Annotated in this window: 13 protein-coding genes and 1 tRNA gene; 2 read left to right on the top strand and 12 right to left on the bottom strand. The window is 70.0% G+C overall.

Annotated features, from left to right (window positions below; all coding sequences use genetic code 11):
- Positions 1-25: 25 nt before the first annotated feature.
- Together WC326_13845 and WC326_13840 are read right to left on the bottom strand one after the other, a co-directional pair.
- Positions 26-2,950 carry a hypothetical protein gene (locus WC326_13845; GenBank protein MFA7332147.1) on the bottom strand — a complete coding sequence of 975 codons (2,925 nt, stop codon included), beginning with the start codon at positions 2,948-2,950 and terminating at the stop codon, positions 26-28.
- Positions 2,951-3,170: 220 nt separating this feature from the next.
- On the bottom strand, positions 3,171-5,678 hold the full coding sequence (locus WC326_13840; protein ID MFA7332146.1) for a S8 family serine peptidase: 2,508 nt from the start codon (positions 5,676-5,678) through the stop codon (positions 3,171-3,173).
- A 568-nt stretch (positions 5,679-6,246) separates the two neighbouring features.
- Between WC326_13840 and WC326_13835 the strand changes: the two genes are divergently transcribed.
- Positions 6,247-7,785, top strand: coding sequence for a S8 family serine peptidase (locus WC326_13835; GenBank protein MFA7332145.1), 1,539 nt, complete (start codon positions 6,247-6,249; stop codon positions 7,783-7,785).
- Positions 7,786-7,837: 52 nt separating this feature from the next.
- Here the strand turns inward: WC326_13835 and WC326_13830 are convergent, their stop codons facing one another.
- The 4 genes from WC326_13830 to WC326_13815 all read right to left on the bottom strand — a co-directional run bounded on the left by WC326_13830 (position 7,838) and on the right by WC326_13815 (position 14,425).
- Positions 7,838-10,318, bottom strand: a complete 2,481-nt coding sequence (locus tag WC326_13830) for a hypothetical protein (protein ID MFA7332144.1) — start codon at positions 10,316-10,318, stop codon at positions 7,838-7,840.
- Positions 10,315-12,861: a DUF4350 domain-containing protein gene (locus tag WC326_13825; protein ID MFA7332143.1), complete on the bottom strand. Its 2,547-nt coding sequence runs from the start codon at positions 12,859-12,861 to the stop codon at positions 10,315-10,317. Before WC326_13825 ends, WC326_13830 begins: the two co-directional genes overlap by 4 nt.
- A 94-nt stretch (positions 12,862-12,955) precedes the next feature.
- Positions 12,956-14,068: a T9SS type A sorting domain-containing protein gene (locus WC326_13820; protein ID MFA7332142.1), complete on the bottom strand. Its 1,113-nt coding sequence runs from the start codon at positions 14,066-14,068 to the stop codon at positions 12,956-12,958.
- 274 nt (positions 14,069-14,342) lie between these two features.
- A tRNA-Leu gene (locus WC326_13815) sits at positions 14,343-14,425 on the bottom strand.
- A gap of 226 nt (positions 14,426-14,651) precedes the next feature.
- Here WC326_13815 and WC326_13810 point away from each other — a divergent pair.
- On the top strand, positions 14,652-16,463 hold the full coding sequence (locus WC326_13810) for a T9SS type A sorting domain-containing protein (protein ID MFA7332141.1): 1,812 nt from the start codon (positions 14,652-14,654) through the stop codon (positions 16,461-16,463).
- A gap of 121 nt (positions 16,464-16,584) precedes the next feature.
- Here WC326_13810 and WC326_13805 read toward each other — a convergent pair whose 3' ends face one another.
- The 6 genes from WC326_13805 to hydG form a co-directional block, all read right to left on the bottom strand.
- Positions 16,585-17,508 (bottom strand): GNAT family N-acetyltransferase, encoded by a 924-nt coding sequence (locus WC326_13805; protein ID MFA7332140.1) that lies wholly within the window; start codon positions 17,506-17,508, stop codon positions 16,585-16,587.
- The gene (locus tag WC326_13800; GenBank protein ID MFA7332139.1) at positions 17,505-17,861 is read right to left on the bottom strand and encodes a hypothetical protein; all 357 of its coding nucleotides are present in this window, start codon (positions 17,859-17,861) and stop codon (positions 17,505-17,507) included. The genes WC326_13805 and WC326_13800 overlap by 4 nt, the downstream gene beginning before the upstream one ends.
- A 32-nt stretch (positions 17,862-17,893) precedes the next feature.
- Complete coding sequence (gene hydE, locus WC326_13795; GenBank protein MFA7332138.1) at positions 17,894-18,967, bottom strand: [FeFe] hydrogenase H-cluster radical SAM maturase HydE; 1,074 nt, start codon at positions 18,965-18,967, stop codon at positions 17,894-17,896.
- 103 nt (positions 18,968-19,070) lie between these two features.
- Positions 19,071-20,327, bottom strand: a complete 1,257-nt coding sequence (gene hydF, locus WC326_13790; protein ID MFA7332137.1) for a [FeFe] hydrogenase H-cluster maturation GTPase HydF — start codon at positions 20,325-20,327, stop codon at positions 19,071-19,073.
- Positions 20,328-20,524: 197 nt separating this feature from the next.
- Complete coding sequence (locus tag WC326_13785) at positions 20,525-21,919, bottom strand: aspartate ammonia-lyase (GenBank protein ID MFA7332136.1); 1,395 nt, start codon at positions 21,917-21,919, stop codon at positions 20,525-20,527.
- Between the two features lie 532 nt (positions 21,920-22,451).
- Positions 22,452-23,930: a [FeFe] hydrogenase H-cluster radical SAM maturase HydG gene (gene hydG, locus WC326_13780; GenBank protein MFA7332135.1), complete on the bottom strand. Its 1,479-nt coding sequence runs from the start codon at positions 23,928-23,930 to the stop codon at positions 22,452-22,454.
- Between the last annotated feature and the right edge of the window lie 46 nt (positions 23,931-23,976).

Raw genomic sequence — 23,976 nt, 5'->3', positions numbered from 1 at the left:
CCCGGTTTGTGTCACGGATGCGCGCTCAGCTGCCGGCGGTCACACGGAACAGGCGCAGCTCGTCGTCCAGGATCATCAGCGTCGTCGAGGTGCCGGGGGTCGTCAGCAGCGGCGTCCAGGGTCCGGCCATGGTGGGGGCGCCCAGCACGGTGTAGCTCGTCGCGCCCGCCACCGGCGCCCAGGTCAGGCTCACCTGTCCAGGCGCCGTCCAGGCAATGTCCACCACGGGGGAATCCGGCTGCGGGAAGGGCACAGCCAGGCTGCGCTGTTCTCCCACAGCCAGGGGACCGCTGCTCACCAGCCCGTTCTGTCCCCCGCCACCGACGATGCTCACCTGGGCGTAGTGATCCCCGCCCTGCCCGGTCAGCTGCAGCGTGACCGGCTCCACCAGCGGGCCGAACACCCAGCCCTGCCCGTCGCCGTCGCCGAACCAGCGGCTGTTGGGGATCTCAGTCAGGGTGCCCGTGGCGGCGCTCCAGCCCAGCCGGCGGCCCTGGCCATCCACCACGAAGCCCTCCACCGGATCCAGATGCGCGACCAGGATGTTGCCGCCCACGATGTTGGCGGCAATGTTCGTCGCCGTGGACAAGGTGGTGGCAAACTCCGCGTGCAGGCCGGTGGAGATGTCCTCCGGCCCGAAGGAGGCGCCCAGGATGGTCAGGATCTCCTCCTGCACCTGGGTGTTGAACAGCATGCCGCAGTGGCTGACGTCCTCCAGGGTGTTGACGTTCCGCGTGTAGGGACTCAGCGTCACCCGGGCGTCGCCCACGAACTGCTCCATGGAACTGATCAGCGGCACCGTGCCGTCGCCGGCCACGGAGGGGATCAGGTCCTCGTACCACAACTCGCCAGGCAGGGCGTCCCGGGAAGCGAAGGCGTCGAAGGAGACCAGCGCGTTCTCGCCGCCCGCCTCGCCCAGCCGCTCCACCACCAGGCGCGGCGTGGCCTCACTAGTGGCGTGGATCACCGTGGTCTGGGCGTGGTCGGCGAAGGAGTTGGGATCGCCGTTCAGCTGGAGGTCCAGTCCCGCGTTGAGATCAAGGATCAGGCCGTTGCGCAGCTCCGGGATGGCGTTCACATCCTGGAAGCCCGCACCCGTGTCCAGGAAGGGGAAGGTGGCCAGCAGCGAGTGGATGGTGGGCACGTAGGCGCGCAGGAAGCAGACCTTCAGGTCCTCACCGCAGGCCAGCAGGGACTGCAGGTCGATGTCGCCGTCGGGGCCGCTCACCACCGCGCCGTCCAGCACTTTCTGGAAGGCCAGGTTGATCATCTTGGAGAGCACCAGCTGGAAGGAGACGTCCACGCCCCAGTCGTCGTGCAGGGGGTTCCAGACCTTGGAGGCGCCGCGGTTGGGCACCCCCACCATGATCAGTTTGCGCACCTCCGGCAGGCGCCGCCCGTCGGGCAGCAGGCCGCCCCGCGCCGCGCTCTGCAGGTAGGCCCGGGCCACCAGTCCGCCGGTGGAGTGGGCGATGAGGTCCACTTCCCGCAGGGTGTCGCCGGGGTGGGCGGTCTCCCAGGCATCCATGGCCTGCATCAGCCAGTAGCCCAGGTAATCCACCCCGTACTCGAAGCCGCCGTCGGTGATGGCGGCGGCGCTGAGGCCGCTGACTACGCCATCGAAGACGCCGTCCACGGGCGCCGGCGTGACACGCCAGTCGTAGGTGGCGGCGAACAGGTCCTCGCCCGGGGTGTAGCCGGCGTTGTCCAAGGTCTGCAGCAGGTCATCGTAGAAGTGGCCCAGCGGATCGATCTGCATTCCGCTGGGATGGATGCCCCGCTGGAACAGCCACGGGCCCAGGTCGTTCTCGTCGGCCGCATAGGTGGCGGCGATGCCCGGCAGCACCAGCACGGGCGGACGGGTCTCGATGGGAGTGAGCAGCACGGCCTGACCCAACCAGGTGTCGTTGCAGACGATCTGCCCGCGGTCATTGATGCCCACGGCGCTGCTCAAGTGAAGGCCCAGGGCGGGATCCACCAGCTCGTTCAAGTCGGTCATTACGCCGTCCTCCCAGAGGAAGGCCGTTGTGTTGTCCATGGCCGAGCCCACCACCTGGCCGCGGTTGTTCAAGGCCAAGGCTTGATCAAAACCGACGACGCCGTCAAGGAGACCCAGGTCCACCAAGGAGCCGTTGTCAAAGAGCACGGCCGCAGTTCCCAACCAATCGCGGACATCCCCCCCACCGCCGCAATAGGCATCGTTGCGCGCCGAATGGCCCACCGCCTGTCCCAGGTCGTTGATGGCCAGGGCTTGGCTGCCGCTTGCCATGCCCAGCATGCCCAAGGGTACCGGGCCAGGCCAGATGGCGCCCTGCCCCACCCAACCGGTCACCCCATCCGCGCAAACCATTTCCTCGACCACCGTACATGTCACCTGGCCGATCCTGTTGATGGCCGAAGCGCCGCTGAATTCTTGCACGACGAAGAGAGTACCCGCGTTGTCCCATGCCACGGCGTGACGGACATCGGAGCTCTCCACTTGCGCCACGCCGCAGACCATACCGTGGTTGTTGATGCCGCTAGCCCAACTGGTGATGCCGCCCAGGGTTTCCAGTTCGGTGAAGACGCCGTTCGCCCACTTGAAGGCCTGGCCCTGCGAGGTGAACACCGGCACGTCGCTCCAGCCCGCCACGTGGCCCGAGTCGTTGATGGCATAGCCCCTGGAGGACAGTCCGTAGAGCCCGCCCAGGATGGAAACCTGACCATCGGTCCAAACAGCCGCCTGGATCAGCCCGTCGGCATTGGCTGCGGATCCCACCACTTGGCCGGACTCGTTGATTCCCGCCGCCAGCGAGTACGAGTAAGGTCCCCCTGAGGGCAACACCGTGACCTCATAGCGAATCTCCGCCGCGCTCGTGGCGACCAGCAACGCCAGGGCCGGCAACATGAGACTGCTGCGCAGGCGCGGCAGGGCACATGGGGCCGTGGGGCAATCAATCGTCCGACGCATCCTGTTTCTCCTGATCGGCTGTGAGGAAGGTGCAGGATCCAAGGGCCGCAAGAATACGTTCGAAGATGTTGTCCGTCAACCTCTTTACTGTCTATTGCTTAACACTCGCGCGGATGGTGGGCGAGACCCGCGCAGGCTGGCGCGGCCGTGCGGGCGCAGAGCGAAAACGGCCGCCCTCCCCGGCGGGAAGGCGGCCGTGTGGGAGCCGATTGGCAGGCGATCAGTTGTGGGCCACCACCTGGAACAGGCGGCGTTCGTCCGTGGCCACGGGCAGCGCCAACGACAGGGCCGGCGTGTCCAGCAGCAGGGTCCAGGGGCCGCCCACCAGGCTGGCGGAATAGACGAAGTAACCCGTGGCTTCGGGCACAGCCGGCCAGCTGAGCTGCACCTGCCCGCCGCCCTGCAGGGCGATGTTGACCTGGGGCGTGGGCAATTCGGGCGCGGGCAGCACCGTCAGGCTGCCCGTCAGCTGGGTGAGGTTGTGCTGGGGGCTGTCGTCCGTCACCAGCAGGGTCCAGGCCAGGGTGCCCGCCGCCGCCTGGGCCGGCAATTCCAACAGGTACTGGCCCGGCGCCTCTAGCAAGGCCGTGCCGGGCTGGGTCGGTCCGCCGTCCAGGCTGCAGGCGAGGACGACGGTCTGCAGGTCGCAGGGGTCGCCGGCCGAGACCTGGGCCTGCGCCGCCACGCCGGCCTGCAGCGTGGCCGGGAAGGGAGCGAGCAGCTCCACCAGGGGCGCGCCGGCGTCGCTGCCGCAGGGATCCACCACCTGCACGGTCCGGGTGAGCACCGCTTCGTTCTGGTTGACCGAGGCGTCGTAGACGTAGACCGTGAGCGCCACGCTGGTCCCGTAGGGCTGGGCCGGCAGCTGGCAGGCGAACAGGTCCCCGCCCACGTGGGAGGCGTTCTCGAAGAGCATGCCGCCGCCGTCGAGCTGGTAGCCCACCTGGACCTCCAGGATGCCGCAGGGATCGCTGGCGCTGACCTGCACGTCGATGGGCGCGCTGTCGCTGCCGAGATCGCCCACGGGGGCCAGCAGGGCCGCGCTGGGCGCGTCGAAATCCAGATCGCAGGGATTGACCACCACGAAGGTGTGGCTCACGGAGGCGAGGTTGGAGTTCTGGTCCAGGGCCACGATCTGGTAGTTCACCACCGAGCCGAAGGCCTGGGGCGGGATGGTCCCGTTGTAGGTGCCGCTGACCAGGGTCATGAGCTGGCTGGTCCAGCTGCCGCCGCCCACCTGATGGCGCAGGGTCACGCTGCTCACCGTGCAATTGTCGGTCACCGTCGCCGTCACGGGATAGGGCGTGCTGTTGTTGTTGGTGTTGCCCAGGGCCGCGTGGACGATCACGGGACTCACCAGGTCGCTGGCGCAGGAGTTGCCCGAGGCGGCCAGCACGGCCTGGTGGGCGTTCATCCGGCCCCAGCCCGTCTGAGTGTCCCAGCCCGCGCTGCCCAGATCGTCCGCCGTGTCGTCGATCATGTCGTAGATCTGCTGGGCCGACAGGTTTGCGTTCAGGCCCTTCATCAGGGCGGCCACGCCGGCCACCTGGGGCGTGGCGCCGGAAGTGCCGTTCATGTCGGAGATGTAGGACGTGTTCGAGGTGTTGGTGGCGCTGCGCAGCAGCACGCCGGGGGACAGGACATCCAGCCCCGTCCCGTAGTTGCTGCCCCACCAGCTCTCGCCGTCGCAGGAGGACGGACTCTTGCGCTGGTTGCAGGGCGAGAGGGCGCCCACGGCGAAGGAATTGGTGTAGCGCGCCGGATAGCTTAAGGTGCCGGAGTTCTCGTTGCCCGCGGCGCAGACGACGGGGATGCCCGCGCTGTAGGCCGCATTGACGGCCGTGTTGAAGGAGCTGTTGTAGGAGCCGCCACCCAGGCTCATGCTGATCACGTCCGCGCCGTGGGAGCGGGCCCAGTCCATGCACTGGATGATGGCCGAATCGGTGCCCTCGCCCGCGGCGTTGAGGCCCTTCATGGGCATGATGCGCGCGTTCCAGTCCACGCCGGCCATGCCCGAGCTGTTGTTGGTGCTGGCCGCCGCCAGGGAGGCGCAGGCCGTGCCGTGCATGTGGTCGTCGCTCGGCGTGGCGTCGTTGTTCACGAAGTCATACCCGGCGACGATCTTGGCGGACAGGTCCTGGTGCGTCAGGCGCACGCCCGTGTCGATGATGGCGATGGTGATGCTGTTGGAGCCCGTGAAGACGTCCCAGGCCAGTTCGGCGTCGATGTCGCAATCGTTGGTGTAGCCGCCGGTGCCCAGATTGCGCAGGCCCCACTGCCCGTTGAAGTACTGGTCGTTGGGCGTCACCATGATCCGCTCGATGTAATCGAACTCGGCCCACTCCACTTCCGGGCGCGCGGCCCAGGCGGCCTGCTCGAGCTTCAGGTCCGTGCCGGGCGCCAGGTCGACGAGCACGTCGCGATCCAGCCCCGCCTCGCGGGCCACGGCATCCAGGTCGTGCTGAATCAGCGGCCGGCTGCTCCGCAGGCCGCGGTCCTGGCCGAAGCTGGCCAGCGCGGGGACAGCGTCCAGCTCGGCGCGGTCGGCGCGCGTGGAAGCCAGGGCCTCGCTCTTCAGCCGGATCATCAGCCGGCCGGCCACGGCCTGGTAGCCATCCACCGTGACGGTCGGGATGCTGGAGACGCTGGGGGTCAACGCCGGGTTCGGGGCGGATCCGTGGGCGGTCAGGACGGCCGCCAGCAGGAACGCGGAGGCTGTGAGGCGCATGAAGCGTCCTTCCATATGGGCATGACCGCGCGAGCGGGCGCGGGGCCAAGCAGGGTAGATGTTCTTCGATTGGGTTGGACCGGGGAAGGGTAGGGCTTGAAGACTGAAGCTGCAACCCTAAACAGGCTGCGATTTCAATCGGCGGGGAGCTGTCCGATCGGGTGGACGGCAGCCTCTGCCCAGTGAATTCTGTCTGTGGACAACGAGGGACGGCGCGGGACCGGGCGTCCAGTTTCCGCGGGGAATCGAAGTGGGCCGGACCCGGCGGCGATCTCGGGGACCGGAGGGCTGGACGCCCGGGAAAAGACCGGCCTTCCGGCCGCCGATAACGGGAACGAAACCGGGGGCGCAAAGCTTCTCCCCGGGGCGGGTGGGGGGTCAGTGGGAGGGCGGAACCCTGCAGTCCAGCAAGCTCGACACTCCGGCCCGCCCGCCGGTCCGCGACCACTCCACCCTTGCCCCGTTCCAGCGCCGCCTTGCATCTCAAGGCGCAGTTCCCGATTGTAAGCGCCGTCAAACGGAAGCATCGACCCCCATCGTGCCCGACTTTCAAACGAAAAACAACCAGATGCGCGCCACCTGCGTTCGCCTTTGCCTGGCCTTGTTCACCCTGTCCTCCGCCGTGGCCGGAGTGCCCGCGCACGTCCCGGGCCGGCTGGCCATCGAACTGGCGACGGTTCCCGCGGGACCGGACCAGCCTCCCGCCGCGCTGCAGTCCTGGCTCAAGGAGCGCCGGCTCGGACTGCGGGCCCACTTCCCCGCCAGCGCCGGCAGCCGGCTGTGGAACCAGGGGCGACTGGGGGCTTGGTGGCTGGTGGAGACTCCGCTTGAGCGCGACATCCCGGCGCTCTGCGACAGTCTGGCCCGCCTGCCGGGCGTGCGTTCGGCGGTGCCCGACTGGGTGACCCACGCCAGCACGACGCCCAACGATCCGCTCTTCCCCAACCAGTGGGCCCTGCATAACACGGGACAGGCCCGCACGTCCCAGGGGCAGTCCATCGGCACGCCGGGGCTGGACCTGGGCATGCTCACCGCCTGGGATCTGAGTCCCGAGGCCCGCAGCCCGCTGGTGGCCGTGCTGGACTCGGGCGTGGATCCCAACCACCCGGAGTTCCACGAGCGCCTGCTGCCGGGCTTCAACTTCCTGACCAACCTGCCGGGCGCCGTGGACGACAACGGCCACGGCACGGCGGTGGCCTCGCTGCTGGGCGCGCTGGTCGACAACCAGACCGGCCTGGCCGGATTGAGCCGCCAGGTGCGGATCCTGCCGCTGAAGGTCTTCAACAGCATCGGCATGGGCAGCGCCAGCGCGCTGGCCAACGGCCTGAACTACGCCCTTCAGTTAGATATGGACGTGGCCAATTTTTCCGGCGGCATGGCCCAGGACTACGGTCCGGCCAGCGCCGTGATCGAGGCGGGACGACTGGAGGGCATGTGGGTGGTGGCCGCCGCGGGCAACTCGGGCGACAATGAACTGGAGTTTCCCGCCCGCCATCCCCTCTGCGTGTCGGTGGGCGCCATGAGCCCCTGCGGCGAGCCCAAGACTGCCGCGAGCTGCGACGGCGAGACCTGGTGGGCCAGCAATACCGGCACCGGGCTGGACCTGCTGGCCCCCGGCGTGCGACTCACGGCGGCCGTGATGGGTGGCGGCTATCGCAGTGACTTCAACGGCAGCTCCGCCGCCTGTGCCTATGCCAGCGGCGCCCTGGCCCTGCTGCGCGCCGCGGATCTGACGGCCACCCTGGACGAGATCGAGAGCGCCGTGGAGGAAACCGCCCGCGATCTGGGCACGCCGGGCTACGACCTGAGCAGCGGCCACGGCCTGATCCAGGTGGATCGCGCCCTCTTGCGTCTGGTGCCCCTGCGGGTCAACGGGCTGGTCATCCAGCGCCAGGGCGGCCGCGTGCGCCTGAGTTGGAACAACCTGCCCATGGCCCTGCGCTACCGCGTGGAGGCCCGCGGCCTGGCGGACGACGCCTTCCGCGGCATCGCGGAAACCACATCCACCAACTGGCTCTCCGGCCCCCAGGAGCTGGCGCTGCCCGGCCGTCAGTACCGCGTGGTGGCGGTCCTGTCCGACCAGAGCCTGGACGACAACCTGGAGTAGGCCGCGCGCCTCCTCCCCGCCCCCCTCAGGCAGCGAGAACCGCCCAAGGGACTCACTCGCGGGCCGGGAATTCCGCCGTTCCGGCGGCAGGCTGGTCCGCGGCCAATTGCAGGCCTACGTGCCGGTAGTAGAGGCGCAGGTATTCCAGCGCCAGGCCGGTGGGCACGGAGTCATAGGTGCCCAGGTGGGCGTTGCTGAATCCGTCTGCCAAACCCGAAACCACCAGCCGGCCCCGCCCCACCGCGACCTCCGTTGCCAGCGCCTGGCCCATCCGGTCCCACACAAAGGGCCGGCCGCCTTCGACGCTCAGCGCCTCGTCCACCCAGACCGAATCCCCCGGGGAATCCAGCGCCACGGCCTGCTGCTGCACCAGCCGCGTGCCGAATCCCACGCCGTAGGGCGCCAGCCAGGCGTTGAGACCGGCCGTGTACTGCGAGGGCCGCAGCGCCACCAGCAGGGTGCCGCCGCGCTCCAGGAAGGCGCGTTGCTCGGCCTGGGCGGCGGCGCCGGGCACGCGGGCCGGGTTGAGCACGATGTGCAGGCGGCTCTGGGGGGGAATGCTGCCCTGGGTCAGCACGGGCAGGAGGCCGGAGCGGTGCAGCCAGATGAAGAAGGTCTCGACGTTGCGCGGGTCCAGCGGGTCCAGCTTGTCTTCCAGGGGGAACTTGACCTGGGAGAGCGCGGCGTCCAGACTGGCCGCGGGCAGCGGGCGCCGCAGCTCGGGCGGCACGGGACGGCCCAGCGCGCGCAGCGCGGGCAAGGTGAACAGGGCGGCCAGCAAGGCCAGCGGCACCCAGTCCCGGCCCGCCAGCCGGCGCCCGAGGGCCAGCCAACCGCAGAGCAGCAAGCCGCCCAGTCCAGCGAGCCAGGTCCAGGGCAGGGCCGAGTTGCGCCGGTTCAGCCAGTCCAGGGCGGCCAGCAGCTGCTCCAGCCGCCCGGGCCAGAACACGGCGAAGTTGGAGTAGGTGGTGGAATCGGTGAAGCCGAGCACGCGACCGCGGCCCACCCGCGTGGAGGCCAGCTGGATCAGCCGCCCGAAGCGCTGTTCGGCGCGGGGCGGGTGGGGGTTGAAGAAATTGCTCTCGTGGTAGCAGACCAGCGCGGAGCCCGCCTGGGCGCCGGCCATGGCCACGCGCGTGCCCCAGCCCGGCCGGATGGAGCACGAGGTCAGGAAGCGGTACTGGGCCAGCCCGGCCACCGCCGGGTGGGGCAGCGGGCTCTCCTGCCGCCAGAGCTGGTCGGAGCGCGACCAGAGGCTGAAGACCGCGTCCGAGTTGAAGGTGAAGCCCAGCGGCTCGGCCACCTGGTTCAGCCACGTGCTCATGCCAAAAATGTTGGTGTGGTCGCTGATCAGATAGAGCCCGCCCCCGGCCCGCACGAACTCGTGCACGGCGGCGATCTCCTCTGCGGCGTAGGGCCGGGTGGGCGTCTTGAGGACCAGCACGTCCGTCTGCGCCAGCCGGGCGGGGGTGAGCGGGTCGTGGGTCACGGTCAAGTCGTAGTACTGGGCCAGCAGGCGCCCCAGCCCGTGGTAGTTGTAGGTGCTCTTGCTGCCGAACACGTCAGGGGTCATGGGCGTCTCCACCCACTCCCAGTCGCTGTGCCCGTCGTCGATCAGCAGCCGGCCGGCCTTGGCCTGGCCGCGGTCCTCCCCCAGCAGCCCGGCCGTCAGCAGGATCAGACCCGTCAGGCCCAGGGCCAGATCCAGGCCGCGGCGCCGGCGTGACACAGCAGGACGCGGGACGGGCGGCGCCGAGGGGGCGGCGGGCAACAGGCGCGCGGCCAGCCAGAGCGGCGGCAGGCCGGCGGCGATCCAGAGCAATGGCTGCCAGGGAAGCTCAAAGAAGCCCAGCCCGGCGCCCACCTGGCAGAGCCAGAGAAACACGGTCCCCAGCCAGAGCTGACCCAGAACCAGGGCCGCCGCCAGCGCCGGCAGACGGCGCGGCCGCCCGGCCCACCAGGCCAGCGCCAGTCCCGCCAGCAGCAGCTGGATCACGAAGCCCGTCCACTCGGGTGCCAACGGGAAGGGCTGGTGTTCCACCGGCGTCTGCAGCACCAGCGATCCGTCCTGGAGCGCCACCTGGAGCCCGGCCAGCCGCCCCGTCAGCCAGGCCGCCCAGCCCGCCGGCGGCCAGGATTCGAACATGGCCAGCAGCAGCTGGAGGGGTCCGCTGAGCAGGGAGCCCAGCAGGAAGAGCAGACCCGCGCGCCGGCCGGCGGCCGCCACCCGCCCGGCTCCGGCGTGACGGAGCAGTCCCGCCAGTCCGCCCAGCAGCAGGAGCGCCAGTCCGGGCCGCCAGGCCCCGGGCAGGAGGAACGCCAATCCGGCGGCTGCCAGGGCTGTCCAGGCCGCAGGCCCGCGTGCGCCCGTGGGCGCAGGAGCGGCCAACCCCAGCAGCAAGGCCAGTCCTGCCAGGATCCAGCAGGCCGTCCCCGAGCCGGGCGGCAGGGTCAGGACAGGTTGGGCCAGCAGCACGGCGGCCAGCGCCAGGTAGTCCGCGTGGCGGCGCAGCAACAGGGCACGGGGGGTCATGGGCGGACTCCTCCGCTGCCCGCCGCCTCCGGCCGGGCGGGGTTGAGGCCCAGCACCTGCAAGGCCCAGCGCGTGTGGGGCGGCAGCTCCGCCGCGGCAACCGGCGCCGGCGGGGGACCGGCGACGGGCCGGGGTCGATCGGTTGGCGGGAGGGCGGCGGAGGCCGCGCCCGCCTCCACCCGGGCCTGATACTGGCGCTTTGCCGGGCTGGGGATCAGGCGCGGCGTCCCCACCTGCATGCGCCGGAAGCGCGTGGCCGTGCTTTGCCAGATGCCGGCCCGGCCCTCGTCATCCAGGGCCCAGCGGCTGAAGGCGCGCTCGTCGCCGATCACGATCACGCGGCCCGCGCCCAGTTTCCGCTCCAGCACGATGGGCAGGCCCCAGCAGGCCACCAGGGTGTCCGCCCCGCCCCGCAGGTCCTGGACATCCCAGGCCTCCCAGAAGCGGAAGTCGGTTCCGCGCTGAGGTGAGCGTGCCTCCGCGGCGGAGCCCAGCGGCGTCTCCCCCAGCCCCAGACCGAAGGCGGCCAGCAGGCCGCGCAGTCCGGCGGCGCGCCGGCCGTCACCGGCAATCACCAGTCGTCCGCCCTGTTCCACGTACTGCGCCAGCAGCCTCTGTTCGTGACGCGAATAGGCGCGCGCGCTGCCGGCGATGAGCAGGGCGCGGCTGCCCGCCAGGCTGGCGGCGTCCAGCTCATGCAGGGCCAGAGGCAGCCCGCCCGCCAGAAAGGTGTTCCGCACCAGCGCGCTCGGACTCCAGTCGTGATCCGGCGGATGCCACCACGAGGGTTGGTGGGAGTGGTCGATCCAGACGATTCCCCCACGGGCCGCCGGCGCGGGCGGCGGCGTGTCCGGCGCGCGCAGGGGCCAGGCCAGCAGGGGCAGCAGCAGGGCCGTCACCGCCAGCTCCTGCCGGGGGGGCAGGCCGCGCAAGACGGGCCAGAGGGAGGCCAGCAGCAACGCGAGCAGGGCCAGCCGCAGTCCGCGCTGGTCCTGCCAGGTCCGGCCTTCCAGCCGTCCGCTCAAGTTGAGGTAGAAGGGCCAGACCAGTGGGTTGTTGAGCGACATCAGCGGGGACTTGTCGCCCAGCACCACCAGCAGGCCCTTCCCCACGGGTTCCGCGGCCAGCAGCGGCACGCTGCCCAGCCGCTCGCCGGGGTCGGGCCGCGTGTTGCCCAGCCGGCCGCGCGGATTGGAGGGGTCCCCTGTGTCGGCGAAGGCCAGGCAGCCGGTGACCAGGGGCATGGCCGGGAAGCGGACATCCAGCGAGGCTCCGATGCTCGCGCCCAGGTGCTGGCTGTCGCGCAGGCCCGCCGTGGCCGGAGAGGCGTGGAAGCGCAGATCGTGGCCCCACTGCCAGCCGTTGAGGGAGGGGATGGCGCTGTCGTCGCGGAGCTTGATGTGGTAGTCCTGGAGCAGCGAGCCCATCCCCACGCCGATGCCGTGGACGTGGGTGTGCTCGCCCACGGCGATCAACACGCCGCCCGCTTCCAGCCAGCGGCGCAGGGCGGCGCGCAGCTCCGGCGCCAGGGGCTGGTCAGGCTGCACGACGAAGAGCACGCGGCAGGCCGGACCGGCCGTCAGCGCCGCGTCATTCAGCACCTCCACGTGGGCGCCCCAGGTCCGCAGCACGGCCAGCAGGCCGCCCAGCCGGGGCGCGGCGCCGTCCTCCTCCACCGGCAGTTCGGCGGACCAGAGCCCGGCCTGGCGGATGCCCACAGCCACGCCGTCCAGCCGGGCGGGCGGCGGCGTCAGACAGAGCGCCAGACCCAGGGCCGCGCCCGCGGGCAGCAGCAGGGCCGCAATGAAAGGTCCCCGACCCGAAGCGCCGGATGACTGGCCACAAAGGGCCGGTTCCCCCGCCAGCTGATCCAGCAGAAAGAAGAGGAGGAACAGCAGCAGGGGAATCCAGCCTTCGAGCCGGTCGGGCGTGGCCCAGCCCAGCCGCCAGGCTTGGCTGAGCAGCAGCCAGTGCAGGATCAGCGCGCCACCGGAAGTCCACAGCCGCCGCGCGCCGCCTCCACCCAGCCACTGCAGGGCCGCGCGCAGGAGGAAGAACAGCGGGATGTGCAGCAGAGGCCCTTCTCCCAGCCGCAGCGGCCGGCCGGCGAGCTGCGCAAGCAGGTCGGACTGGACCCGGGCCAGTCCGTCGAAGAGGAAGTAGGCCTGGGGAATCCAGAGCGCCAGACCCAATCCGCAGACCAGCAGGGCCAGGCGCGCGAGGAAGGCCGCGCGGCGGGCGCCGGGTTCCAGCCAGACCAGCAGCGCCAGACCCAGTCCCAAGGCGGCGGCGCGGGCGGGCACGGGCAGCAGGGCGGCCAGCAGCGGCACCGGCAGCAGGGCGGCGTGGCGCCAGGCCAGCGGCCGGTCGGCGAGCAGGAGAGCCAGACCCGCCGCGGCCAGCAGGATCGTGGGCAGGGCGCCGGTGGCGCCATGAAGGGGTGGCAGCAATCCGCCGGCCAGCAGCAGGGCCGCGCTCAGGCAGGCGTCGCCCGCCACCGCGCTCAGACCCATCCCGGGGCCGCTCTCCTGGCGGAATCGCATGCCGTCCTCCTGTCGCTCCGTGCAGGTCGAGGTAACGAAGCAGAGGCCGGACGGGCCGGCCTCTGCCAGGTTCATCACATCGGAGGCTGACGCATCACTTCACCAGCAACATCTTGTTGCGCAGCGTGCCCTGCTCGGTCTCCAGCACGTAGAGATAGACGCCGGAGGGCAGGTTGCTGCCGTCGAAGAGCACGCGGTTCGTGCCGCGGGACACCATCCCGTTCACCAACTCACGCACCATCCGGCCGCGCAGATCGTAGACCAGCAGCCGCACCTGACCCGTCTCGGGCAAGGAGAAGCTCAGGGTGGTGAAGGGGTTGAAGGGATTGGGCTGGGCCTCGCCCAGCTCCAGGCCCACCGGCTGGTCGTCCGCACCCACCACCGGACAGGTGGCCGGATCGGTCGTGCACCACATCGGGTCGGTGGAGCACCAGTTGGGATCCGTCGCGCACCAGGTCGGGTCCGTGGCGCACCAGCTGGGATCCGTGTTGCACCAGGTCGGGTCCGTGGAGCAGTAGGTCGGATCCGTCGCACACCAGTTGGGATCGGTGGCGCACCAGTTGAAATCCGTCGCGCACCAGGTGGGATCGGTGGCGCAATAACTCTGGTCCGTGTTGCACCAGGTGAAATCCGTCGCGCACCAGGTGAAGTCCGTGGCGCACCAGTTGGGATCTGTGGCGCACCAGGAAGGATCCGTGGGCACGCAGCCCCACGCCGGATCCGTGGGGATGCAACCCCACGCCGGGTCCGTCGGCGGGCAGCCCCACGCCGGATCTGTGGGAATGCAGCCCCACTGCGGATCCGTCGGCGCGCAACCGTGGGCGGGGTCTGTGTCGATGCAGCCCCAGGCCGGATTGGTGTGACACCACTCGATGTTGGTCTGGCAGGTGATGGGATCCGTCTGGAAGCACCAGGTGGGACTGGTGTCGCAGCCGATGGCCGGGTTGGTGGGGCACCAGGCATAGTCCGTGGCGCACTCCACTGGATCCGTCACCTCCCGCTGGGGCTGGGCCGCAGCGGCCCTGCCCGGGTGCGGGGCGACGGCCCGGCCCACCTGCGTCAGGCCGCCCTCGTAGCGGGCCACCGTGGCCTTGGTCTGGTACTGGTACAGCGGTGACGCGGTGTCCGCCAAGGCGGGTAGCGTGAAGGCCAGCAACACGCCGGCCCCGCACCATCGTCGCACCGAGGTCGTACAGCTAGGGATCATGATTGTCTCCTCTCTTGAATCGGATTCATGTCATGCCGGCGCGTCGGGTCCCGTGGAAGGGGTTCGCCAGTCGACATGTGGGTCCTGATGCTGTGTGGGTCCGGTGTGAGTGACGGGGCGAGTATTGAGAAGTCCGCCCCGCAGGTCAACAGGAACTTGCTCGTTCCAAAAAATAAACGGCTTGTTTGTGAACCGTCTCCATCCGGTGGACGCCCAATGAAAAAGGGGTCCGCGGGGACCCCCAAGTCGTACATCCGGCTGCAGCATCAACCGATACCGAAGGGGGGACTTGAACCCCCACGTCCTTGCGGACAACAGATTTTGAGTCTGCCGCGTCTACCATTCCGCCACTTCGGCGCAGGGCCAAGATAGGGCTCAGGCCCGGGAAAATCACCTGGGAGCGGCGGGTGGAGCCGGCCCGACATCCGTGCCAATCCCGCTGCGGAGTGGCTTCGGATAGCTACGGATTTTCTACAAGAGACGCTCCAAATGGTTCCGCAATGGTGTGCTTTCCCTTGATCGCCGGACCGGGAACGCTACCTTGTCAAGCGTGTAACACGACTGACTTCCGCTGGGAGGATCCATGAAACGAATCGCGGCGGCCCTGCTGGGCGGCTGGTTGCTGGCGGGCGTCGGAACCCAGGCCCGGGCCGAACACCCGGATCTGGGCTGGCTGACCTACACGGGCGCCGGCTCCTGCGCCTCGCCCTGCCACGTGAGCGGCGACTGGAGCATGGAGGAAACGGCGCGCCAGTTCACGGGCAGCGTCCACTTCCAGTGGAAGGCCGACCTGCCGGCCAACTCCGTCTTCGATCCGGACGGCGGCACCGTGACAGGCCAGCTGGGCACCCTCAACCGCCTGGATCCCTTGAGCGGCACCCTGGCCCTGACCGACTGGATCTCCACCCGGCAAGCCTCCAATCCGGCCCTGCCCGGCGGCGAGTCCGCCGGTTGCGCGCGTTGTCACACCAGCACGGGGCGTGTGGAGCCCGGCTCTCTGGACACCGAGGCCTGGCGCGGGGTGGACTGTCTGATCTGCCACGCCGGCATCTACCAGGTGGCGGGCCAGCCCCTCAGCGACGCCTCCCGGCGCCGCGTGCTGCTGGACCCCACCTCCCCCACGGGACACAAACTGGAGCTGCCCGCCGGCGAGGACCTGTCCGTCAGCTCGCGCTCCATCACGGCCCGCCCCAGCAGCGCGGCCTGTCAGCGCTGCCACGCCTCCGCCGACGCCGGGCGCCAGCGCCGGGGCAGCCACGATTTCCTGACCAGCGACACCCACGCCGGCAGCCTGTCCTGCGTGGACTGCCACCAGAGCGAGGGCCACCGCTTCGCCGGACGCCCCCAGGTCTCCCAGTGGGCCGTGGAGCGCGCGGGCAGCACGGCGGCCAACCTGATCCGCTGCGCGACCTGCCACAGCGCCACGGGCCAGGCCGCCCGGCCGGACTTGGAGATTCCCATCCCGCAGCACGGCGGCATCCCGGCCACGCACTTCGTCCGGCTGGCCTGCGAGGCGTGTCACATCGCGGACACCCGCGGCCTGAACCTGGTCTCCTACGAGCAGCTGGTCCGGGAGACGGAGAACGGCCGCTTCCTGCGCTGGGCGCCCCTGACCAGCGGGCAGACCACGCCGCACATCCCCGACTATCTGTGGTCCAACGGGACCATCTGGAGCGACGACAGCCCGCGCGGCTTCAGCCAGACCTTCAACAACAAGGTCACGCCCTTTCACCGGCTGGAGGCCCGCGTGCCCGTGGACAACCTGACGGGGCGCCAACTGCCGCTGGACTTGGCGGTCATCGGCGACGCGGACAGCCTGATGAGCAACTTCACCACCCAGCCGGAGGACACGCTGGCGCTGCTGGACCTGGCGGTGCGGCGGGGCGTCCACCTGGCCGCGGCGGCGGACGCCACCGCCTGGGGCGGGCTGGTGAATCCCGACGGCGACTACACGGGCAGCTGGCGCTGGGAGAGCACCACGCAGCACTTCCCCGTCCAGCACGGCACGCGCAGCGCCACGGCCACCCTGCAGTGCACGCACTGCCACGGCACCACACGCCTGGACTGGGAGGCGCTGGGCTTCAACGGCGATCCCTACATCGTGTCCGTGGGCGACGAGCCGCGGCCCGGCACTTTCTGGCTGGGGCCCTGCCGGCCGAACCCCTTCAACAATTCGACCATCGTGCCCTTCCAGCTGGAGCAGCCGGGCCGGGTGGACCTGAGCGTGCACGACCTGCAGGGACGGCGGGTGCTCACCGTCCTGGCGGACCGGCCCATGACGGCGGGCCGCCACGAGGTGCAGATCGGCGCCGAGCGCCTGCCCAGCGGCGTCTACATGTACCGGCTGCGCGCCGGCCAGCGCGAGCAGACGGGCAAGATGCTGCTGATCAAATAGAGCCCGCGGATCGAATGCATCACGCCCCGTCCGGCGCAATCCGGGCGGGGCGTTTTCTTGGTTCTCCAGATTCCGTTTCAGGTCGTGGTTGGGCCGGGGTGGCAGGATTGGACAAGCGAGTTCAGCCGCTGCAGGTTTCAGGAGGCCGGTTCCGCAACAGGACCCGCACGCCCAGCTCGGTGCAGCCATTGGCGGCGAACACCCGGCGCATGGGGAGATTCTCCACGGGCGTGGACCCGATGTAGCGGCGGGCGCCACGTTCGCTCAAGTGACGCAACCCGCGCGCATGGAGGATCCGGCCCCACCCACGCCCCCGCCAGTTCGGCAACAGGCCGATCCAATACAGGGTGCCCTCGTGCGGCGAATCCGGAAACAACTGGGGCAGCACCAGCCCCACGACGTCGCCCCGGTGACGCACTACGTGCCAGGCATCCCGGTCCAGCGCGGACCCGGCCAGCTCAAGCAACTCCTGGAACCCACTTCGGGCTTGGGCGAGGCCATCCGGGCTGGGCGAGCCCGGTTCCAGGCCGGCCAGCACCTCGACGAAGGCCGGCTCGCCGGCGTCCCGCAGAGTGAGATAGTCGAAGGGATCGGGTTCGGCGGGTTGGAAACCGACGAGGTCGCGCTCCACGTAGAGCTTGCGTTCGTGGACCTGGAAGCCCTCCGCCAGCAGCAGGTCCAGTAGATCCTGTTCCTCCGGCCGCTCCCAGCACAGGCCCTGCACCTCGTGCGCCGCGTGTTGATCGCAAGTGTAACGGATCAACGCGCGGCCCACCCGTTCACGCTGACTGGCCTGCGGAACGGCCAGGCCCAGCAGCAGACACAAGCCGCTGTGGGGGAGTTGCAGGCGCAGGCGCCCCACGCAGCGCCCTTCCTCCCAGGCCAGCAGGCGGCAGGCAGGATCTTCAGTGGCGGCGGCGAGACTCGCGCGCAGGGCGGAGCGCTCGGCGTCAAGGTCCTTGGGTGGCGGCGCGCAGGACAGCCAGTGTGGCTCCTCGCCGATCTGTAGCGGGCGAATGACGAGTTCCTGTGAGCCGGTCGTCATGTTGGCTTGCGCTGCAAGGATTGGCGCAGCCACAGCAGGGAGAGGACCAGTCCGCCCAACCAGCCGATGGGATAGGGCAAAAGCAGCAGGGCCCACCAGAGGCTGAGGCCGTGGTCGCCCCCCACGCCGCCCAGCGAGCTGATGTACCAAAGCAGGCCCACGCCCAGCGCCGTGGACAGGAAGGCCGCGGGCAGCCAGAGGCGGAAGGGTCCGCGCGCCAGCCAGGCGCCCAGGGCCGCCAAACCGATGCCCGGCAGGATCAACAAAGAACCTTCGAGCGGATCCAGGCTGCCCACGACGCTCAGGCCCGTGCCCGACCAGACGAGAAGGCGCCACCAACGGGATGTGTGCATGGGTCCTCCGGTCTTGGCGAAGCGTGTAGCCGCTAGCTCCGGGTCCTGCCCGGCTCGTGCCCCGGCCGCCAGCCCGGGCCGGTCCCCGGCACGCGGCCGATGGCGTGGATCCGCCCGTCCAGGCAGAGCGCGCACTGGGCGGCGGTTTCCGAAATGCAGGCCTTGCCCGGGTAGATCTCGTAGAGCGCGCGATAGGCGGGCGGCGTCAGATTGGGCATGACGATGTTGGCGCCGCGTTGCAGGCCCAGTTCGCGGCCCTGCTCCGTGTTGAGCGTGGCCAGGGCCGTGGTGCTGGGGATGTTGGCGTCGGGCCGCACCAGCCGCGTCAAGGCCAGCACCTTGTAGGTCTGGGCCTCGCTGTTGGGCACCTGCTGGCCGTCCGGGGCGTCGGGAAAGTCCGGGTGGCCGTCCGTGCCCAGCGGCGTGGCCGGGTGCGGGATGTAGGGCCCCACGCCGATCATGTCCAGGTCCAATTCGCGGAAGAGTTCCAGGTCGCGGGCCAGGCTGTCCCAGGACTGCCCCGGGATGCCGATCATCACGCCGCTGCCGACTTCGTAGCCCAGCTCGCGCAGATGCCGAAGGATCGCCAGGCGGGGTTCGCGGCCGGGATAGCCCGGGTGGATGCGCTCGAAGAGGACGGGGTCGGTGGTCTCGAAGCGCAGCAGGTAGCGGGCCGCGCCGGCGCGCCGCCAGGCCGCGTAGTCCGCCAGGGGCCGCTCCCCCAGGCTGAGGGTGATGGCCAGGCCCGTCTCGCCGGCGATGCGCCGCACCAGCTCCGCCACCCACTCGGTGCTGTGGGCGCGATCCTCGCCGGATTGCAGCACCACGGTGCCGTAGCCGAAGTCCCGCGCCTGGCGCGCGCAGGCCACGATCTCGTCCGGCTCCATGCGGTAGCGCACGACCTCGCGGTTGGCGGAGCGGATGCCGCAGTAGGCGCAGCGCCGCAGGCAGTGGTTGCTGATTTCGATCAGTCCGCGGCGGTGGACCTCGTCCCCGACGTGGGCGGCGCGAACGGCGTCCGCGGCGGCGAACAGCTCCTCCAGCCGCGCGTCATCAACTTCCCGCAGCCAGCGGACGATGCCGTCGTGAGACAAATCGAATTCCACGTCGCGCTCCTGTTGAGGTCCTGCCGCCTGCATTTGACCTTCTCTGGCGAATGCCGGGATCGCCCAAATCCAAACTGTGTCTCTGTGCCTCTGTGTTGAGCTCTCAGCGGGTTCGCGCAGCGGCCACGGCCTCCAGGGCCGCGGGGAAGGGTTTGAGGGCCCGTTCGAAGATCCCCTGGCTGTAGGCGATGGCCAGCCCGTAGTTGGTCATGGGCACGCCGGCCTGGCGGCAGGCCAGCAGGCGGTTGAGCACCTCGCGGCGGTTCCACATGCAAGCCCCGCAGTGGATCACCAGTTTCCAGGGCGAGAGGTCCGCCGGGAAGTCGTGGCCCTGCACGTGGTCGAACTCCAGCGCGCCGCCCACGTACTGGCGCAGCCAGCGCGGGATTTTCACCCGCCCGATGTCCTCGCCGCCGGGATGGTGGCCGCAGGCCTCTGCCACCAGCACGCGATCCCCCGGACGCAGCCCCTCGATGCAGGCCGCGCCGCGCGCCATTTCCGTCAGGTCGCCCTGGCGGCGCGCGAACAGGATGGAGAACGAGGTCATGGGCACGCCCGGCGGCGTGTCCGCGGCCACCTTGAGAAAGGCCTGGGAGTCCGTGATCACCAGCGCGGGGGGGCGGTTGAGGGCCGCCAGGGCCGCGGAGAGCTCGCGCTCCTTGACCACCAGGGCCCAGGCGTCGCAGTCCAGCAACTCGCGGATGGCCTGCTGCTGGGGCAGGATCAGCCGGCCCGCCGGCGCCTCCTTGTCGATGGGCACCACCAGCACTACGGGCTCGCCGGGCCGCACCAGATCCGCCAGCAGGGGCGGCTGGTTGATCCAATCCTCCGGCGCCTTCTCCAACAGGGCCTGACGCAGCTCGGCGATGCCCGCGCCCAGCCCCAGCGCGCCGGAGCCCGCCTGCACGGCCGCCGTGCCCACCACGGCCAGGCCCAGGCCCGTGAGACGACAGACCTCGGCCTCGTCCGGACGCAGCAGATCGGTCTTGTTGAAGACGGCCACCACGGGCACGCCGCGGGCCTGCAGTTCGGCGTGGAGCTGCTGTTCGAAAGAACCCCAGACGGGCCGGTCGCAAACGATCACGCCCAGGTCCGTGCGCTCCAGCACCTGGCGGGTCTTGGCGATGCGCTGCCCGCCCAGCGCGCCCTCGTCGTCCACGCCGGCGGTGTCGATGAACAGCACGGGGCCCAGGGGCTGCAACTCCATGGGCTTCTCCACGGGGTCCGTGGTCGTGCCCGCGGTCGCGCTGACGATGGCCGCCTGCTGGCGGGTGAGCGCGTTGAGCAGGCTGCTCTTGCCCACGTTGCGCCGGCCGAAGATGCCGATGTGCAGCCGCAGGCCCTTCCTTACCGTTGCCACGCAGGACCTCCCATTTCACCACGAAGTGCACGAAGCCGCCGGAAGAGCACGAAGACGGATGACGTGGCGACCTCGCTTTGCAGAATCATCCAACGGCTGAAGTCCATCGCGTCCATCAATCCTCCATCTGCCGCTTCCATGTTTGTCCTTCCCGCCCTACTTCCTGCTTCGTGTTCTTCGAGGTGAGTGTGTTCCGTTCAGGAGCCGAGGCGCGTGACGGCCTCGGGCGAGATGGCCGCGCGATACTCGGCTTCCGTCAACAATCCGTCGCGGATCGTCTGCTCGCGCACGCTCAGCCCGGCCGCACGCGCGCGCAGCACCAGCGCGCAGACCGCCTCGTAGCCCAGGCGCGGCACCAGGGCGGTGGCCGCGGCGGTGGAGCCCTCCACCTGGGCCGCCAGCCGCTCCGCGTCGGCCTCCAGTCCCAGCACGCAGCGCTCCCGGTAGAGCCGGCAGACTGCTGTGAGCAGATCCAGCGACTCCAGCAGGCGATCGGCGATCACGGGCAGGAAGGGATTCAGCTCCAGCGTGCCGGCGCCGGCAGCCTGGGAGATGATCAGGTCGTTGCCCTCCACCACCCAGCTCACCTGGATCACAGCCTCGGGCAGGACAGGGTTGACCTTGCCCGGCATGATGCTGGAGCCGGCCTGCAGCGCGGGCAGGCGCAGCTCGCCCAGCCCGGCCTCCGGCCCGCTGGCGAGCAGGCGCAGATCGTTGGCCGACTTGCGCAGGGTCACGGCCAGGGCCTTGAGGAAGCCGCTGCTCTCCACCCAGACGTCGGCGTTCTGGGTGGCCTCCACCAGGTTGTCCGCCCGGGCCAGGGGCAGTCCGCTCAGCTCGCGCAGCGTGTCCGTGGCGCGAAAGATGAATTCCCGCGGGGCGCCCAGACCGCTGCCGATGGCCGTGCCGCCCAGGTTCACCACGCGCAGCCGCTCCACGGCCTTGAAGATCCGCCAGCGGTCGCGGCTGAGGGCCTCGGCGTAGGCGCCCATCTCGCGGCCCAGGGTGGTGAGCACGGCGTCCTGGAGCTGGGTGCGGCCCACCTTGACCAGGTGGGCGAAGGCGCGCTCCCGGTCCTGGAAGGCCTCCTGCAGCCCGAGCACGGCCTGCTCCAGCGCTTGCAGGCCGCGGATCGCCGCCAGCCGCAACGCGGTGGGATAGGTGTCGTTGGTGGACTGGTGGCGGTTCAGGTCGTCGCCGGGTGAGACGCGGTGGTAGGCGCCCAGGGGCTCGCCCAGCGCCTGCAGCGCGCGGTTGGCCAGCACCTCGTTGACGACCATGTTCAGGCTGGTGCCCGCGCCGCCCTGCAGCGCGTCGCCCACCACCTGCTCCAGATCCTGGCCGGCGGCCAGCCCGCGACAGGCGGCGAGGATGGCCTGCTCCTTGGCGGGATCGTCGCGCCAGACGCCCAGCGCGGCGTTGACCTGGGCGCAGGCCTGCTTCACCAGCCCGTAGGCACGGATCAGCGCGGGATGGCAGGGGCGCCCGCTCAGCGGGAAATTTTCCTGGGCGCGCAGCCCGCTAACACCCCACAGGGCCTCGGCAGGCACCTGGCGCGCCCCCAGCAAGTCCTGCTCGGTCCTTGTCTCCACTTTGCTCCTCACTCGTCATCCCCGGTGGCTCGGTCGGCCCCTTCCCCCTTCAGGGGGAAGGTTGGGATGGGGGTTCACCGCACCCCAGTCATCTGTCGGGTTGCCTTGTTTGCCACCTTTCTGCTCGCGCGCAGAAAGGTGGCGCCAAAGACGCGCTTTCTTCAGCGGCCGTAACTAGCCGGCCTCACGGCCGGCGTCGAACAGACGGCCGACGCACGATCTTCCTGGATCCGTGTAGCTGGTTCGCCTGACGGCTTCACCATCAGGTTCTGGTTCAGGCCTGAAGGCCTTCACCTCACGAAACCAATCCAAAAATGACTCTGTGCCTCTGTGCCTCTGTGGTGATAGAGTTAATCGTCCGTGCGGCGCGAAGTCCTGCGCGCTTCACCTCACGTGACACAAATCGTCTTTGAGACTTCGTGCCTTCGTGCTCAAGCAACGCTCGGACGAGCCGCAAACAACCCACGTCAAGAGCTACCCAAAGTCCGTGCTCTGTGCCTCTGTGCCTCTGTGGTCAACTGCCCCCACCGGCTCAGCAGTACACATCCCGGCGGCCGGCGCGGACCTTCTCCACCAGTTGGCGCGAAGTCTCGGCGGGTCCCGGGTCCATCCCGGCGATCAGCTCGGGGATCAGCGCCTCGCCCGCCGCGCGGGTCGCCGGCGTGCCGTAGTCCAACAGATACTCCAGGAAGGTCGAGATGGCGTTGGGATCGCAGTGCGCGCGGATGTCGCCGGGCTTGGCCAGGTCCATGAAGTCCGCGCCCGTGCGGCCCAAGCGGTAGCAGCCCGTGCAGAAGCTGGGGATGTACTTCATCGCGATCAGGTCGCGCACCACCTCGTCCAGCTCGCGGTGGTCGCCCAGACTGAACTGCGCGCCGGTGTCGTCGTCCACCTCGTGCTGGCGCATGGAATCCTGGGTGCGCGGCGCGTCCGTGCCCTGGGTGTCGCCCTCGATGGAGACGCGGTCGCACTCCTCGTCCTCTTCGTAGCCGCCGGGATTGGTGCGGCTGCCAGCGGAGATTTGTGACACGCCCAGAGCGAAGGACTCGCGCCGCATCTCGGCCGTCTCACGCGTGGACATGATGATTCCCGTGTACGGCACGGCCAGCCGCAGGATGGCCACCAGCTTGCGGAACTCCACGTCGCTGACCGGCTTGGGCGGCTGCTCGCTGATCCGCGAGCCCGAGGCGGGCTCCAGGCGCGGCACGCTCACCGTGTGCGGCCCGCAGCCGAAGGCCTGCTCCAGATGCCGCACGTGCTGCATCAGGGCCAGCAGCTCCCAGCGCCAGTCGAAGAGCCCGAACAACACGCCCACGCCCACGTCGTGGATGCCCGCCGTCATGGCGCGGTCCATGGCCGAGATGCGCCAGTCGTAGTCGGCCTTGGGGCCGCGGGTGTGCACGGCGTGGTAGGTCTCGGGGTGGTAGGTCTCCTGGAAGATCTGGTAGGTGCCCAGGCGCGCGCCGGCCAGCTCGCGGAACTCCTCCACGGTCAGGGGCGCCACGTTGACGTTGACCCGCCGCACCTCGCCCGGACCTTCCTTGGTCTTGTAGATGGTCTCGATGGAGTCCAGCACGTAGCGGAAGCCCTGGCGCGGGTAGGCCTCGCCGGCCACCAGCAGCACGCGCTTGTGGCCCGTGCGGATCAGGTGCAGCACTTCCTGGGCGATCTCGTCCTGGTTCAGGGCGCGGCGCTTGAGGCCCTTGTTGCCGACGCTGAAGGCGCAGTAGGCGCAGTCGTTGGCGCAGAGGTTGGAGATGTAGAGCGGCGCGAAGATCACCAGCCGGTTGCCGTAGATCTCGCGCTTGACGCGGGCCGCCGTGGCGAACAGCTCGTGCAGCAGTTCGGGGTCGCTGACGCCCATCAGAACAGCCATCTCTTCGTCGTCCAGGCCGTTGTGCGCCGAGGCCTTGGCCAGCACCTCGCGCACCCGCGCCGCGTCCGCCCGACCGGCCTCGCGCAGCGTCTTCCCGATGTGTTCCGCGTCGATGCGCAGAGAAGTCCCCGACATGTTCATGCTCCCGGCCCGCGGGCCAATTGACGCCTGCAACGTAGGC

Source organism: Candidatus Delongbacteria bacterium, assembly GCA_041675285.1.
In the GTDB taxonomy this organism is placed as follows: Bacteria; CAIWAD01; CAIWAD01; order CAIWAD01; family CAIWAD01; genus CAIWAD01.
Note: the sequence above shows the minus strand (reverse complement) of the source record. Positions and strands in the feature narration are given on the sequence as shown.